Below are 14563 nucleotides of genomic sequence, written 5' to 3'. Positions count from 1 at the left end.
TCGTTACTCCTTCCCTCTGCTTTTTTGCTACGATGGAGTTAGGAAGGTGCGCGAGTACTGCAGGATAGCCTGCGTCGTCGCTGGGCGGGGGCCACGCTGCAACCCGTTGAGGCAGCGTTGGGCTAGTAGCAAGTCGGCACAGCGGGCAGCCAATTCCGCATCATGTACCAAGGCTTGCTCTACTTCCTGGTGTTCCTCATCCGGCAACTCGTTGTACACGTACCGGATCAGCTTCTCGTGGGTAAATGTTTTGATCATAGAAAACAGGTTGCGCGGCCATTTTTTTCCGCAGGTTGATGAGCGCGTAGCGCATCCTTCCCAGAGCGGTATTAATGCTGACCCCTGTCGCATCGGCGATTTCCTGAAAGCTCATATCGCCATAATGACGCATAATGAGCACTTCCTTCTGCGCCGCGGGCAGGTCCTGAATTAATTCGCGCAACCGGGCATGGGTCTCTTCGCGGGTGATGGCCGCTTCCGCGCCCTCCTCCGCTAAAGCCAACGAATTAAAGGCGTGGCTTGTTGTATCAAGACTCAATAAAGGTTTGCGTTTTTCGCGGCGGAAGCAGTCAATAGCCAAATTATGGGCAATGCGGCAGATCCAGGAAGAAAATTTGCCTTCCTCATTATAGCGTCCACCCTTCATGGTGTGGATGGCTTTGATAAAGGTGTCTTGCAATAGGTCTTCGGCCACCGCTTCATCGCGCACGATGAGCATAATGGTGGTAAAAACGCGGGCTTTGTGCCGCTCCAGCAAAAGCGCGAAGGCATCTTCTTTGCCGGCAATGTAGAGCGAAATCAACGCGGAATCGCTCGGCTGCATAGTTTCCATAAAGGCTACGGGTTAAGAGAACGTAGAGCTTCAGGTCAAATAGTGCAGTTTACCGGTGAAAGAGATAATTCTTGTAAAAAGATAACTGGGAAAGTCAAATGTAGAAAACTACGAGGGCATTCACAACGTCAACAGAGGTCAAGCGAAACTTTTTTTTCTGTTGAGCTAAAACAATTTATTAAATATTATAAATCAATTATTTGCTATTTCACATGCACCAAACTTTTTAACTGTGCATTAGAAAAATAGTGAATAATTATAGATACAGCAAAAATAACACCGCAGTGAAGCGCAAAACTCAGTGGGCACTTAGCGAGTCGATTCAATTTTCCGGAACCTCTTGAATGCTACACTTCTACAATACGAGAGCGTCATGTCATCCGGATTTAGCAAGACCAGCAGCACATTGCTCTAAAGAGGCCCCCAAGACCATACGGTAAGCGCCATTGGCGTGAAGTAAGTCAGAGCGCTCCAGCATGCTGGGTTCAAACGGGTTGCGCTACCTTTGTCCCCGTTTTTGACTTGTGTCCTCTTATGTCCGCTATTTTTTCTGCTGGCTCCCACGATCCCTACGCGGCCCTGCGGCTGCCTGAGTTTCGTCGCTTATTATCGGCCCGCGTGTGCATGACCGTAGCCACCCAGATTCAGGGCGTGGTAGTAAGCTGGCAGATGTTTCGGCTGACTAATGACCCGCTGGCTCTGGGCCTGATTGGATTAGCCGAAGCTATTCCAAGTATCGTCGTGTCGCTCTACGCTGGGCACGTGGCCGACTCGGTGCGGCGTAAGAATATTATTGTGGCAGCCGTTACGGTGTTGCTGCTTTGCTCGGTCACGCTATTTCTGCTCACTCGGCCTGTTGGGTCTTGGCTGCTGGCGAAAGATCAATTTTATACGCTTCCGCTTTATGCGGTCATTTTTGTGAGTGGCATTGCGCGTGGTTTCTTGGGGCCGGCGCTATTCTCCTTTATGCCCCAACTCATGCCTGACCGCGAGCGGCTGGCCAACGCTATTACTTGGAATAGCACCACCTATCAGGCGGCTGCGGTAATGGGGCCGGCTATTGGGGGGCTTTTATTCGCGAAAGCCGGTATCAATACCGCCTACGGCGTCGATGCGGCACTCATGGCGGTGGCTTTATTGCTGTATAGCAGCATTGCCAATCGTGCTTTGCCCGAGATTATAGGGGAACGGCTGAACTTGCGAGAAAGCGTGCTGTCGGGCGTTCAGTTTATTTTCAGCAACCAGCTTGTACTAGCGGCTCTGTCGCTTGATTTGTTTGCCGTGCTTTTTGGCGGGGCGGTGGCCTTGCTTCCTATTTTCGCCGATACCATTTTGCGCACGGGTCCGGAAGGACTGGGCTATTTGCGAGCGGCACCGGCCGTGGGCTCGGTGCTCATGGCGGTACTGATGACCTATTATCCGCTTCGGCGGCGGGCGGGCAGTAAGCTGCTGTGGGCGGTAGCGGGCTTTGGTGTGGCTACGATCTGCTTTGCACTGTCGCGGAATTTCTGGTTGTCGTTGGTGCTGCTGTTTCTAACCGGCGCCTTCGATTCTGTGTCGGTTATCGTGCGCTCTACTTTGCTGCACACGTTCACGCCGGAGCACATGAAGGGGCGCGTATCGGCCGTGAATAATATTTTTATTGGCTCCTCTAACGAAATCGGCTCCTTCGAATCGGGGGCGGCGGCGCGGCTTATGGGTGTAGTGCCATCGGTCATATTTGGCGGGGCAATGACCTTGCTAGTTGTGGGTATTACAGCTTTTAAAGCCGACAAGCTGCGTCGCCTAGATTTGACACCTGAGCCCCAACCGGTGGCAGCAACCTAGGCTGGTTTTCTTAGTCCTTGGCGTGTCTCTTTATTGGGTAGATCTGCTGAGTACAGAATTTATCAAATAAAATATAGAAATGTATTGCGATGCATCAGGTTGTAAAGCTGTATTTTTGCACCTAATTAGCCAGCAACGTATTTAGCGCTATTACCAGTTACGATTACAACTGATTTTAAGTGATCAAAACGCTACTTCCTGCATAAGAAGGATAGATGATAGCAAAGCGCGCAGTTTCCCACTCTATTTGTATCACGGAATCGCGCTGGCTACTGAGTGTATAAACAGTAGTTCATTCTTCCACCGCTGTTATGACCACCGCCACCGAAACCACTGCCTTGGACCAGCGCTTAGCGGGGCTGCAGCACACGGATGGGGAAGCGTTTATGGAGGCGCTGTATCGAGCCTACTATCGGTCCTTAGCTACGGCCGCATATCGAGTGGTGCAGGATAAGGCCGTAGCCGAAGACTTGGTGCAGGAAGTGTTGCTTAATGTGTGGAAGAACCGCGACACGCTGGCCATTACCTCTACCTACCAGACCTACCTTACGCGGGCAGTGATGAACGCGGCTCTGCGCCACACAACGCGCCAGAAGCGCCAAGTGGCCTGGGATGAGGCGAGCCTGCCCGAATCCGGCCGCAACACCACCGACGAGCATGTGCACGGGCAGGAGGCGGAAGCAGCCGTGGCGGTGGCCCTGGCCGCGCTGCCGCCCCAGTGCCGGGCCGTATTTCTACTCAGCCGCCAAGACGGACTGAGCTACCAGCAGATTGCTGAGGCCCTGGAAGTGGCCCCCAAGACGGTGGAAAACCAGATGGGCAAAGCCTTGCGCCTGCTCCGCCAGGGCTTAAAGGGGCTTTTGCACAGCTTTCTCTTATAGTAGAAGGAAGGATGGGGTGTAAAAAAATATTTTGGAGCCGCGTAGGGGTAAAGCGGGAGATGTGACTCTTAGTATTGAAAGCATTCTCAATTCCACTCTCTTGTACGCTATGAAAAAGCTACTGCTCCTACTGGCTCTACCCGCCACCCTACTCACCACTGCCTGCAACCACGAAGGCGACATTACTGGACCCAGCGTGCGCGGCACTGGTCCTACCCAAACGGAAACCCGTACCCTCAACAACTTCAGCCGTCTGGAACTCAAAATTGACGCCGACGTCATTATAACCCAAGGTAGCCCTCAGCAAGTGCGCCTGGAAGCCCAGCGTAATATCCTGGACATCCTCGAGACCGAAATGTCCGGCGACAAGCTCGAGATAGAGTACGGGCGCTATCGGGTGCGCGGCCACGACCCCATTCGCATCTACGTTACGGTGCCTAACCTGACGGAAGTAGAGGTGTCGGGCTCGGGCAAAGTAAGTAGCACGTCGCCCTGGACGGCGTCCAGCTTCCGGGTCGGCGTATCGGGGTCGGGTGAGGCCAATCTGACTTTTGCTCAAGTGGAGGCCCTGCGTTCCAACGTGTCGGGGTCGGGTGAGGTGAAGTTGAGCGGCGCTGCTCCGAGCCACAACGTGAATATCAGCGGATCGGGGCGGGTAAACGCTTACGATTTGGCAACCCAGGACAGCTATGTAGCCATCAGTGGCTCGGGCAGAAGCTATGTGCGAGCCGCACGTACTCTTAATGCTGATATTGCGGGCAGTGGCTCCGTGTATTACCGCGGCAACCCTACCGTAAGCAGCCGAATTTCGGGCTCGGGCAAGGTGTTGGCTGATAATTAAAGCAACCTGTTTTGCTTCGAATTAATTGTTAAACATCTTTCCAAGTCTCCGCCCGATTTCCAGAAAATACCGACTTTAGCAAGCTCACTTAATGCTCTAATTCATGCCCGACCTGTATTCCGACGCGGAAGCCCCATGGGACCTCCTGGCCAAACATTTGGCCGGTGAAGCCTCTGCGTCGGAACAGCAGGAACTGCACGCCTGGGTTACGGCCACTCCCGACCGCTTGCCCCTGCTCACCGATGCTACCCGAGCCTGGGAGCGGGGCGGCTCCGGCGCGGAGGAATTTTCGGAAGCAGATGTAGAAGTGGCCTGGCAACGGTTTCGCGTAGCCGCCGAGTTAGCTCCGGCTCCAACTCCAGTCGCCGTGCCAGCGCCGGATAAGCTGGAAGGTAAGGTGGTACCACTTTGGCCGGCCGCGCAACCTTGGCTACGTGTGGCGGCGGCTGTATTGCTGCTAGTGGGCGTATGGAGTTTGTTGCGAGTTTTTTTGCCCCCCAGTCAGCAGGAAATGATAACCGTGGCGGCTGGCGTCCAACGTCAGAAAGCTACCTTACCCGACGGTAGCCAGGTGTGGGTAAACCGCCACTCAACCCTAAGCTACGCCGCCGACTTCAACAAAACGGCGCGGGTAGTGCAACTGCAAGGCGAAGCTTTTTTTGAAGTAAAGAAAGACCAGGGCCGAACCTTCACTGTGTTAGCCAACGAAACCCGAACGCAAGTACTAGGCACGTCATTCAACGTGCGCGCTTACGGGGCCGAAGACTCGGTGGAAGTGGCTGTAGTGACGGGGCGCGTAGCTTTCAGCCCCGTACGCCGCCTCGAAACGGGCTCCGACTCCGTGCTGCTCACGCCGGGCCAGCGGGGCGTAATTCATCGGGTTACGCCCTCGGCAGCCGTGCAAAAAGCTATTGTAGATCCCAACTTCCGCGCCTGGCAGCAGCAGGAACTGGTATTCGACAACCAATCGCTGGACCAACTAACCCAAACGCTGACCCGCTACTACGATACGCCCGTGACGCTCGCTAATCCGGCCCTCGGCAGCTGTCGTTTCACCGGCACTTTTGCCCGCGCCAGCCTGCCTCAGGTGCTGCGTGTGGTGAGCTTATCGGCCAACCTCACGGTAACCCAATCGGCTACTGGCTATACACTTGACGGACCGGGCTGCCGCTAGCGTCCCGGCTTTTTCTCTCGCCTTCTATTTCCCTATTAGCTATGCGAAACCGCATATGCCTGGCCCTTGCCTTGTGTTGTGCACTGGCCGGCTCGCCGCTACCTGCTCAGTCCCAAACGCGTCCGAGCTCCGTGCTGGACCGCCGCGTGACGGTCACCTTTAGCCAAGCCCCGCTCGAATCGGTGCTCCGGACCTTGCGGCGCGAGTACGGGGTACGCATCTCCTATAGCAATACGGCGCTAAACCTAAGCCAGCCCGTAACGCTGAGCGTGCAAAACCAACCCCTGCGCGCAGTGCTGAATACGGTGCTCTCCGACAAGAACATTGGCTACGAGTTAGTAGGCGACCAAATTGTGCTGCACTCCGTGAAGCCAGTCAAGCCTACTCCATCTAGTGATTCATCGGCCAACGCCGGAGGTAAAAGCTCGGCCACTAAACCTGCTTCTCCGGCAGCACTAAGCAAAGCAACGGCATCAGTTAAATCGCCAGCTACTAAGCCTGCACAAAGCAAACAGCCGACTTCCTCCGTCAAAGATGACAGTTCAACAACCAATTCTAAATCGGGTGCTCAATCAGTGGTGACTGAAGCGCCGACAACTGCTAGCAATACCGCCGTTGTGCCAGCTTTAACGGCCGCCGATTCAGTAGCCCAGCCGGCCGCTGCTGAGCCAGAGCTTGAAGAGCCAGCGCGGGCTACCCGCACTAAAACCGCCCAAGTGTCATTCCTCGGTCCGTTAGGCTTCAATGGAATGCGCAGCGGGCAAACAGTTAATAAAGTGTCGTTGAACGTGCTGGGTGGATACGCGGCGGGAGTCGATGGGTTTGAAGCCGCGGGCCTGTTTAACGTGGACCGCGACTCGGTGCGGGGCGTGCAGGTAGCTGGTCTGGCCAATGTGGTAGGCCGCCACCTCGACGGCTTTCAAGGCGCGGGCCTGCTGAATGTGCTGGGTGGTACGGGCAAGGGTTGGCAAGCCGCGGGCTTGCTCAACGTAGCCACGCGCCCCGTAAGCGGGGTGCAGACCGCCGGCTTATTCAACTACGCTGGTCCGAATAAAAATGCCCCCCAGGCAGCTGATCCAGCAGAAGCCGACGCAAAAATGCCCCCCAGCCGGGCTAATGTGCAGGCAGCGGGCTTATTCAACGTAGCCCTGAGCGAAGTGCGGGGCGTGCAAGCGGCTGGCTTATTCAATGCGGCAGGAACTGTGCGCGGGGTGCAGCTTGCAGGCTTGCTCAATATCGCTGACACAGTGGCTGGCGTCAGCATTGCGCCGCTCAATTTTGTGCGCCGCGGCTACCATCGCTTTGAAGTAATAAATACTGAATCCTGGCCCGTGAGTGCCAGCCTGAAGCTAGGCGGCTCCGCTAGTTTCTACACCTTTTTCACCGGCGCTTACGACGGCTTCGGCAGCCGCGACCGTCGCTGGGCCCTGGGCTACGGTGCCGGCACCGAATTGCTGGCCCGTCGTCGCATCAGCCTAAGCCTCGACGCGGTAACCATGCACGTAAACGAGGAAAGCCGCGGCTGGACCGATGAGCTCAATCTGCACAACCAGCTACGCTTCCTGGTAGGTTTCGCGCCGATGAAGGCCGGCGGCCACTTCCGCTTCGTGGCCGGGCCTACGGTAAGTGTGCTCGTTACCCAGCGCTACGAGGCCGATAGAGCGCAAGTATACTCCAGCCTCCTGCAAAACCGCAGCCTCTGGCTCGACGAAGGCAACACGAATACCCGCGTGCTGGGCTGGTTTGGCTACAGCGTCGGGATACGTTTGTAGGGCCGCTTCAATTAATCATGGAACACAGTAGAGGCACATACTTGTGTCTAGTCATTGAACGACAATCGTCTGTGTTTGACCTCTTGTCATCCTGACGAAGGAAGGACCTTATTAGGTGAGAACAAGCTATGCAATTGGCAGAAGGTCCTTCCCGCGTCAGGATGACAGGATAAAATGGTAAACACCCTCAGCACTCTCAGGTCGGCGGAGCTAACGACGAGACACAAGTATGTGCCTCTACATCGTGCTGGGGGGCAAAGTCCCCATTGATTATTCAACTCAAAAAATATTTTTGGGCAAGGCGTAGGGGCTAAGCCCGGTCTATGTCTCTTATAAGCGGAACGTTCCTCTGAGCCGCCTCGCGGCACCGCTTTCTCCCACCTAGGCTTCGCGGCCACTCCTGTCTTTTCTGCTTTTCACCGACAGCTGCTTTCAGCTGCCCAGGCTGTGCTATGCCTACAAAAACCGACGACCATGCGCTACATCTCACTCATTATCATATTGCTAGCTCTGGGATTAAGCCCCAATGCTCACTCCCAAGGTTTCAGCCAAACCATCCGCGGCCGTATCTTGGACCGCGAATCGCAACAGCCGCTGATTGGGGCTACCGTGGTGGTGCTCAGTACCACGCCCGTTCTGGCTGCCACCGCCGATGCCAATGGTAGCTTTAAGATTGAGCAGGTGCCCGTGGGGCGCCACACGCTCAAAATCAGCTTCATTGGCTACGAAGAGCAGGTTATTCCGGAACTGTTGCTGGGCTCTGGTAAAGAGTTGGTGCTCAACATCGGCCTGGGCGAGTCCTTCACTAACCTCAATGAAGTAACCGTGACCGGAGAGCGGGAAAAGGGCACCGCCCGCAACGAAATGGCCACGGTTTCGGCCCGCTCCATCTCGGTAGAGGAAAGCAAGCGCTACGCCGCCAGCCTCTCCGACCCGGCCCGCACAGCTCAAACCCTGGCTGGCGTTTCAGGCACCTCGGGGGGCGATTTGAGCAACGAAATAGTGGTGCGAGGTAACTCGCCAAGGGGGCTGCTCTGGCGCATCGAGGGCGTAGAAGCTCCCAATCCTAACCACTTCTCCGACGCCGGGGCCAGCGGTGGAGCCGTGAGTGTACTCAGTACCAACGTGCTGGCCAACTCCGACTTTTTCACCGCCGCCTTCCCCGCCGAGTACGGCAACGCCTTATCGGGCGTGTTTGATGTAAGGCTGCGGGCCGGCAACAACGAAAAGCGCGAGTATGCTTTTCAAGCAGGCGTTCTGGGCGTCGAGTTTGCGGTGGAAGGCCCGTTTAGTGCCCGCTCCAAAGCTTCGTATCTGGTTAATTACCGCTACTCGTCTTTGGCTTTGCTGAATAACGTGGGCCTGGACGTGACCGGCAACGGCGGCGTGCCCAAGTACCAGGATTTGTCCTTCAAACTCAACGTCCCCGTAGGCCGGCACAACCTCGTGCTCTGGGGCATCGGTGGTCTGAGCAGCAACAGCTCCCGCGCCACCCGCGACTCCACCAAATGGGAGCGCTACTACGAGCGCTTCGACGACGTAGGCTCCTCAGATGTGGCCACTGGCGGCCTCACCTACACCCACGTCCTCAACGACCGCGCCTATCTCGAAACCGCCCTTACCGCCTCCGGCGACCGCCATGGCTATAAGGCTTATGTAATTGGCGAGGGTTACAACCGCGAGCTTAACAATGACGAGGAGTTTGTAAATACCGCCGTGCGGGCCTCGGTGCTTTATAACTACAAGATCAACGCCCGCCATACCGTGCGTACTGGCGCCATCGTAAGCCGGTTAGGCTTCGATGCCAGCAGTGGCTTCCGCGACGATGAGTATGGGGGGCAATTTATTCAGTTCTTGCAGCGCACCGGCTCCACTACCACCACCCAAGCTTACGGGCAGTGGAAGTATCGCGCCGCCGAGCAGCTCACCTTTACCAGCGGCGTACACTTTCTGCGCTTTGGCCTGAACGGCAACACAGCTCTGGAGCCACGCATGGGGGCCCGTTGGGCATTTTCGCCCAAGCAGTCGGTGTCGGCGGGGGTGGGACTGCATAGCCGTCTGGAGGCGCCTTTCGTGTATTACACCCGCATTCCGCAGGCCGATGGCAGCTACGCTGAGCCCAACCGCAACCTGGGCCTGGCTCGTGCCGTGCACTACGTGCTCAGCTACGACAATCTGCTGCGCGAAGACCTGCGCCTGCGTGTGGAGCCTTACTACCAGCACCTCTATAACATGGCCATCAGCCCCGACCGTGATAATACTTTCGCGGCGCTGAACTACAGCGGCGGCACGCCTACCGAGGCTCTGGTAGCCCGCGGCCGCGGCCAAAACTACGGCGTGGATGTCACGCTGGAGAAGTTCTTTACCAGCCAATACTACTTCCAGCTAACCGGCTCGCTCTACGATTCCCGCTACCAGGCCGCCGACGGCAAATGGCGCGATACCCGCTACAACGGCAACTTCGTAGCAAATGCCTTAGGTGGGCGCGAATTCAAAGTAGGCCGCGACAAAAACAACCTCATTGGCTTGAATCTGCGCCTGCTCTGGGCCGGCGGCAACCGATACACGCCCGTCGATCTGGAAGCCTCGCGCGAAGCCGGCTACGGCGTAGTTATCGAAGACCGGGCCTGGGCCGAGCAAGGGCCGGCGTACTTCCGCCTGGATCTGCGGGCCAGCTACCGCAAAAATGCCCCCCACGCCTCCCACATTATCTCCCTCGACATTCAAAACGCCAGCAACAACCAGAATATCTTCGGCCGCTTCTACGACCGGTCGTCTCAGCAGATAGAAACTGCCTTCCAAACCTCCTTGGTGCCGTTTCTCAACTACCGAGTAGAGTTTTAGCCTAAAACGCCACTCGCTCCCCTCTTTGCTAGGGCCGTTGATGCGCCAGCGAAAAGGGGAGCGAGTAGTGTTAGTGAAACAGCTAGAGCTACCGGCTAGCCTGGCTCTTTGGCTGCTTGGAAAAACTAGGTTTCAGTCGTTTAAAGAAAGTGGAAGATGCTGCCAAAGCAGCTGTTCCCGATTTTTTCTTGGCATTGGGCTGACCGCTGCGCACTGCTACCCATTCGCGAATGGTGTCCATAGCTTTGGGGGAGAAAGTAGGCTGCTGCTGACCATTCACGATAGGCCAATCTCTGTCGTCAGGCTGAAAGGAATGGTTGACGCCCGGCAGCTTTTGCACCGTAACGTCGCGGTTGGAGCTAAGCCCTTTTGACAGAATAGTGAGGTTGGCGCGCGCTCCTACTTGTAAGTCATCCAGACCGTTGAGGGCCAGTACGGGGCACTTTACCTCCGGTAATTTGGTACTCGGATCAAAGTCCATGAAGTAGCGCGACCAGGGCGTAGTGAGTTGAATGGCTCTAGCCTTGGCCATCAGCGGGTCGATGTTCGTGTTATTGAGACGTAGAATGCCGGCCAGCTTAGCGCGGGCCTGGGCATCATCGGGCGTTTGGCGAATCACTTCCACCATGCGATTGTAAAGCTCCACTGCGGCTTTTACTTGCGGCGCATCGGCCCCAATCAGCCGCATCACTTCCACTTGCTGACGCAACAGCACCTCGCGCCCGGATAAACCGTAGCCGGCTAATGAGACCACAAAGTCGGGTGTCTTGTTATGCTGGTCGGCGGCGGCAAGAAACGCTACGTTGGCTCCTTCGCCGTGGCCCAGCAACCCTACGTGCTGCTGATCGATGAGGTCGCGCGAGCGCAGAAAATTCAAAGCAGCCTGCGCATCGCCCACTAAGTCAACGGTGGTGGCGGTACGGTAGTCGCCACCTGACTTGCCCACGCCCCGGTCGTCGAAGCGGAGCACGGCGATGCCGCGCCGCGTCAGGTAGTCAGCCAATTGCCCAAACATGCGGTATTCCTGCTGGCCGGCGTCGCGGTCTTGGGGGCCGGTATCGGAGAGCAGCACTACGGCCGGGAAAGGGCCAGGACCGGCTGGCACTGTGAGCGTGCCGGCTAACTTTATCTTAGCGGCAGCATTTGCAAAAATCACGTCATCCTCCCGGTAAGGTGGCGTCAGCCGAGGGTTTTTAGCGACGGGCGGGGTCGTTACCAGAATCCGCTTCAGCACAAGAGGAGCCGTAAGGCCTGGCTGCTTCCAGGTGCCAGTGAGGGTCGCGGCGTTCTGGCCCACTTTGCCCGTAAAGCTGCTGCCCGCCTGTTCCATGCGAAGCACGATGTCATTGCCCTTCAGTTCCACTTCCACTGGCATCCGATTCACGCGCTGCTGCGGTACATCCAAAGCGGCGTAGTAGGAGCCGTTGGTCAGTGGCATGATCGTAATGATCAATTCCAAACTGCCCCCTGGTACCTTCAACTGCCCTTTCCACTGGCCCTTCAAAGGCACAGGGTCAGCTGCATTACTTACTAGAGGCAGCCATAGCAGGAGTAAAGTCAACAAGGAAAGAGGTAAAGATTTCTTCATAAAGTTTAATAACGGGTGGGGCGGATAACGTAGTAGGAGAGATGCTAACGAAGTGTAAACTTAGCTTTCTGCCCTTTTTTTAGGCCTATCAACTAAGTTTTGCCATAATTTAAGAAAAATATTTTCCCTACACGTAGAACGTATTTATAAAGTTGCAAAGAGACCTTTATAAGAAAAGGACAATTTCTGCGCCGGAGCCGCTGCCCCTTTGCAATAGTTCAGCTTTGGGAATATAGAGGGCCATTATTTAGCCCGCGCCAGCACCCAGTCACCGATAGCCCGCAGAGCGGTGGGGGAAAAGGTTTCTTCAATCTGGTCGTACTCGGTTACGGCGCCGGTCGCGGCGGTTTGGAAGAGATGATTCAGACCTGGCAGCTCGCGAACAGTCACGTCGCGGTTGCCGCCGGTTTTCAGCGCTTTCTCGATTGATTTGAGATTGGGGTCAGCGGCTACCAGCAGGTCTTTGGAGCCATTAAGCGCCAGCACCGGGCATTTGATAGTGCGCAGATTTTTGGGCGGATTATCCTCTAGCATAAACCGGTAAGCCGGCGTGGTCATCATGGCGGCTTTGTTCTCGGCCAGCTTCTGCATCTGGGCAGCCTGCTCGGGAGGCAGCGGAATCGGGGGAATCATGGCCGGAATGAGGCGGGCCCGGGCGTGCTTATCGTCGCTGATTTGCTGTACGATGTTGAGCAGAGCCCGCTGCCGCTGTTCTACACCGGCTAGGATTTTGGAGTCGTTGGTTTTCAAGCGCGAAATGTCCAGCGTCTGGCGTACTATTACCTCGGGGCCTAGTACGCCGGGCGTGGCCAGTAGCACCAGGAAGTCGGGGCTTTGTGCTTTATTGGTAGCTATAATAGCGGCCGTGCCACCTTCGCTGTGACCCACCAGGCCTAGGTGCTTACCGTTAATCTCGCGGCGGGTGCGCAGAAAGTCAAGGGCCGCCTGGGCATCGGTGGCGTAGTCGGCAGCTGTCGCCGTGGCCGAATTGCCCCCCGACTGACCCACGCCTCGGTCGTCGAAGCGGAGGACGGCGATGCCGCGCCGGGTCAGGTAATCAGCAATAACCCAGAAAGGACGGTGGCCAAACACGGCTTGGTCGCGGTTTTGAGCGCCAGAGCCAGTAAGCAGCACTACAGCCGGAAACGGACCCGCGCCCTGAGGTAGCGTCAGGGTACCGGCGAACTGAATACCAGCAACTTTATTGGCAAATCGAACTTCTTCATCCCGATAAGGAAACGGCGCTTCGGGCTCCTGTGGGCGCTTTGCGTTCTTGCGACCTACCGCTGATTTGGTGGATACCGTCGTCGGGGCCGCGGCTGCCGCGGCAGCTACAACGGCGGTGGAGGTGCGCTGCAATAGAAGGGGCAGCCGGGCGCCATTCTGCCGCCATCGGCCGGTGATCAGACCGCCATTGGGCGCTATACGGCCCGCAAACGACGCCCGAATAGCACTGGCTTGTAAGTGCAAACTGTCGCCGCGCACTTCCACGCGCTCCACGGCAATGTCGTGGGCGTTTTGAGTGGGAATATCTAAGGTAGCGGTGCGCTTGCCGTTGTTATCGGTGATATGCAGTTGGAGCTGGAGCAGCTTGCCGCTGGGTATTTTCAGGGTACCGCTCCATTTGCCCCCCAGCATCGGAAGAGGCGCAGCGCTGAGCAAAGTGGCCCCGAAGGCAAGCGCCAACTGAAAGAAAAGCAAGAGCGGAGTGACGGGACGCATAGGCGGCAGGGTAAGAATAACTAGCTTGACAGGTGCAAAACGCCGGCCAGGGATGAGAATAGTATAGTGTTCCGCAAATTTTGCTACTGCTAAAACCTATATTTCACCGCCGCCAAGCCCGGTCTCTAACTCAAAGCGGAACTTGGGTCCAATACTAAGCGAAGGAAGCATACCTGACGATCCAGCACCTGCGTATCGGCTATTCAGTTACTTGTTTCGTTAGTATCTTATCGAGTGGTACCACTTTTCTGCCCTTCAGTATGCTAAAGCCCAGTTATTGGCGGTACATCCTTGCTTTTGTGTTCTTGCTGTGGCTGACACTGGCTGGATACGCCCAAACAGTAGCACCCCCTGCCTCTGCTCAATGGACAACGGAGCTGCGTGAGTTTGCCCGCCAGGATAGCCTCAAAAAGCCCCCCATAGCCTCCATTCTGTTCTACGGCAGTTCCTCCATTCGCATGTGGGAAACGCTGGCTACTGACTTTTCCGACCAGCCTGTGCTCAACCGTGGCTTCGGCGGCTCGCGCTTTCCCGATGCCATACAGCTGTTCGATAAGCTGGTGGTGCGCTACCGGCCGCGGCAAGTGGTGCTCTACGAAGGCGACAACGACATTGCATCCGGCGCTACATCCCAGGAAGTGTACGCGTCGTTTAGGACATTTGAGAAGCTAATGCGTCAAAAGCTACCCAAGTCACAGCTGGTTTTTCTGTCTATAAAGCCCAGCCTGGCGCGGTGGGAACTGTATCCGAAGATGCAGGAGGCCAACAACCTCATCCGCCAATACATAGAAAAGCACCCTAAGCGGCTGCGCTTCATTGATGTAGGCACGCCCATGCTAGGCGCCGATGGCAAGCCCCGCCCAGAGCTATTCTTGGAAGATGGCCTGCACATGACCCGCGCCGGCTATGAAATCTGGACGGAAGCAGTACGGCCGGTTTTAGCGAAGTGAGGAAACTCCGAGAAGGGTTATCCCAATAATTTCGAACGTCATGCAGAGCGCAGCGAAGCATCTCGCGTGCTGACGACTGAGTTACCATTGCAACGACCGCGAGCGAGATGCTTCGCTGCGCTCTGCATGACG

11 protein-coding genes are annotated in these 14563 nt (G+C 56.4%); 7 read left to right on the top strand and 4 right to left on the bottom strand.

The annotated features are described in order from the left end of the window. Positions 1-27 precede the first annotated feature (27 nt). Together ACW9KT_RS16070 and ACW9KT_RS16065 are read right to left on the bottom strand one after the other, a co-directional pair. Positions 28-258 carry a hypothetical protein gene (locus ACW9KT_RS16070; RefSeq protein WP_457082191.1) on the bottom strand — a complete coding sequence of 77 codons (231 nt, stop codon included), beginning with the start codon at positions 256-258 and terminating at the stop codon, positions 28-30. After that, the gene (locus ACW9KT_RS16065) at positions 197-832 is read right to left on the bottom strand and encodes an RNA polymerase sigma factor (protein ID WP_457082189.1); all 636 of its coding nucleotides are present in this window, start codon (positions 830-832) and stop codon (positions 197-199) included. Before ACW9KT_RS16065 ends, ACW9KT_RS16070 begins: the two co-directional genes overlap by 62 nt. A gap of 534 nt (positions 833-1366) precedes the next feature. Between ACW9KT_RS16065 and ACW9KT_RS16060 the strand changes: the two genes are divergently transcribed. The 6 genes from ACW9KT_RS16060 (at position 1367) to ACW9KT_RS16035 (ending at position 10171) form a co-directional block, all read left to right on the top strand. Continuing rightward, a complete protein-coding gene (locus ACW9KT_RS16060) occupies positions 1367-2659 on the top strand; it encodes an MFS transporter (protein ID WP_457082187.1) in 1293 nt (430 codons plus the stop codon). 311 nt (positions 2660-2970) lie between these two features. Next, positions 2971-3540, top strand: a complete 570-nt coding sequence (locus ACW9KT_RS16055; protein WP_457082185.1) for an RNA polymerase sigma-70 factor — start codon at positions 2971-2973, stop codon at positions 3538-3540. 109 nt (positions 3541-3649) lie between these two features. After that, complete coding sequence (locus ACW9KT_RS16050) at positions 3650-4381, top strand: head GIN domain-containing protein (RefSeq protein WP_457082183.1); 732 nt, start codon at positions 3650-3652, stop codon at positions 4379-4381. A 103-nt stretch (positions 4382-4484) separates the two neighbouring features. Further along, positions 4485-5555 carry a FecR family protein gene (locus tag ACW9KT_RS16045; protein WP_457082181.1) on the top strand — a complete coding sequence of 357 codons (1071 nt, stop codon included), beginning with the start codon at positions 4485-4487 and terminating at the stop codon, positions 5553-5555. Between the two features lie 41 nt (positions 5556-5596). After that, complete coding sequence (locus ACW9KT_RS16040) at positions 5597-7327, top strand: secretin and TonB N-terminal domain-containing protein (protein ID WP_457082179.1); 1731 nt, start codon at positions 5597-5599, stop codon at positions 7325-7327. 474 nt (positions 7328-7801) lie between these two features. Beyond that, a complete protein-coding gene (locus ACW9KT_RS16035; RefSeq protein WP_457082178.1) occupies positions 7802-10171 on the top strand; it encodes a TonB-dependent receptor in 2370 nt (789 codons plus the stop codon). An 88-nt stretch (positions 10172-10259) separates the two neighbouring features. Here ACW9KT_RS16035 and ACW9KT_RS16030 read toward each other — a convergent pair whose 3' ends face one another. Both ACW9KT_RS16030 and ACW9KT_RS16025 read right to left on the bottom strand, forming a co-directional pair. After that, the gene (locus ACW9KT_RS16030) at positions 10260-11759 is read right to left on the bottom strand and encodes an alpha/beta hydrolase family protein (protein ID WP_457082176.1); all 1500 of its coding nucleotides are present in this window, start codon (positions 11757-11759) and stop codon (positions 10260-10262) included. Between the two features lie 243 nt (positions 11760-12002). Beyond that, the gene (locus tag ACW9KT_RS16025) at positions 12003-13481 is read right to left on the bottom strand and encodes an alpha/beta hydrolase family protein (RefSeq protein ID WP_457082174.1); all 1479 of its coding nucleotides are present in this window, start codon (positions 13479-13481) and stop codon (positions 12003-12005) included. A 260-nt stretch (positions 13482-13741) separates the two neighbouring features. Here ACW9KT_RS16025 and ACW9KT_RS16020 point away from each other — a divergent pair, with 260 nt between their 5' ends. Continuing rightward, the gene (locus tag ACW9KT_RS16020) at positions 13742-14431 is read left to right on the top strand and encodes an SGNH/GDSL hydrolase family protein (RefSeq protein ID WP_457082172.1); all 690 of its coding nucleotides are present in this window, start codon (positions 13742-13744) and stop codon (positions 14429-14431) included. Positions 14432-14563 lie beyond the last annotated feature (132 nt).

This window comes from Hymenobacter sp. HD11105 (assembly GCF_054051685.1).
Note: the sequence above shows the minus strand (reverse complement) of the source record. Positions and strands in the feature narration are given on the sequence as shown.

Coding starts and splice junctions, on each gene's coding strand:
- ACW9KT_RS16020 (WP_457082172.1), top strand. CDS start 13,742: ATGCTAAAGCCCAGTTATTGGCGGTACATCCTTGCTTTTGTGTTCTTG.
- ACW9KT_RS16060 (WP_457082187.1), top strand. CDS start 1,367: ATGTCCGCTATTTTTTCTGCTGGCTCCCACGATCCCTACGCGGCCCTG.
- ACW9KT_RS16050 (WP_457082183.1), top strand. CDS start 3,650: ATGAAAAAGCTACTGCTCCTACTGGCTCTACCCGCCACCCTACTCACC.
- ACW9KT_RS16070 (WP_457082191.1), bottom strand. CDS start 258: ATGATCAAAACATTTACCCACGAGAAGCTGATCCGGTACGTGTACAAC.
- ACW9KT_RS16030 (WP_457082176.1), bottom strand. CDS start 11,759: ATGAAGAAATCTTTACCTCTTTCCTTGTTGACTTTACTCCTGCTATGG.
- ACW9KT_RS16040 (WP_457082179.1), top strand. CDS start 5,597: ATGCGAAACCGCATATGCCTGGCCCTTGCCTTGTGTTGTGCACTGGCC.
- ACW9KT_RS16035 (WP_457082178.1), top strand. CDS start 7,802: ATGCGCTACATCTCACTCATTATCATATTGCTAGCTCTGGGATTAAGC.
- ACW9KT_RS16055 (WP_457082185.1), top strand. CDS start 2,971: ATGACCACCGCCACCGAAACCACTGCCTTGGACCAGCGCTTAGCGGGG.
- ACW9KT_RS16025 (WP_457082174.1), bottom strand. CDS start 13,481: ATGCGTCCCGTCACTCCGCTCTTGCTTTTCTTTCAGTTGGCGCTTGCC.
- ACW9KT_RS16065 (WP_457082189.1), bottom strand. CDS start 832: ATGGAAACTATGCAGCCGAGCGATTCCGCGTTGATTTCGCTCTACATT.
- ACW9KT_RS16045 (WP_457082181.1), top strand. CDS start 4,485: ATGCCCGACCTGTATTCCGACGCGGAAGCCCCATGGGACCTCCTGGCC.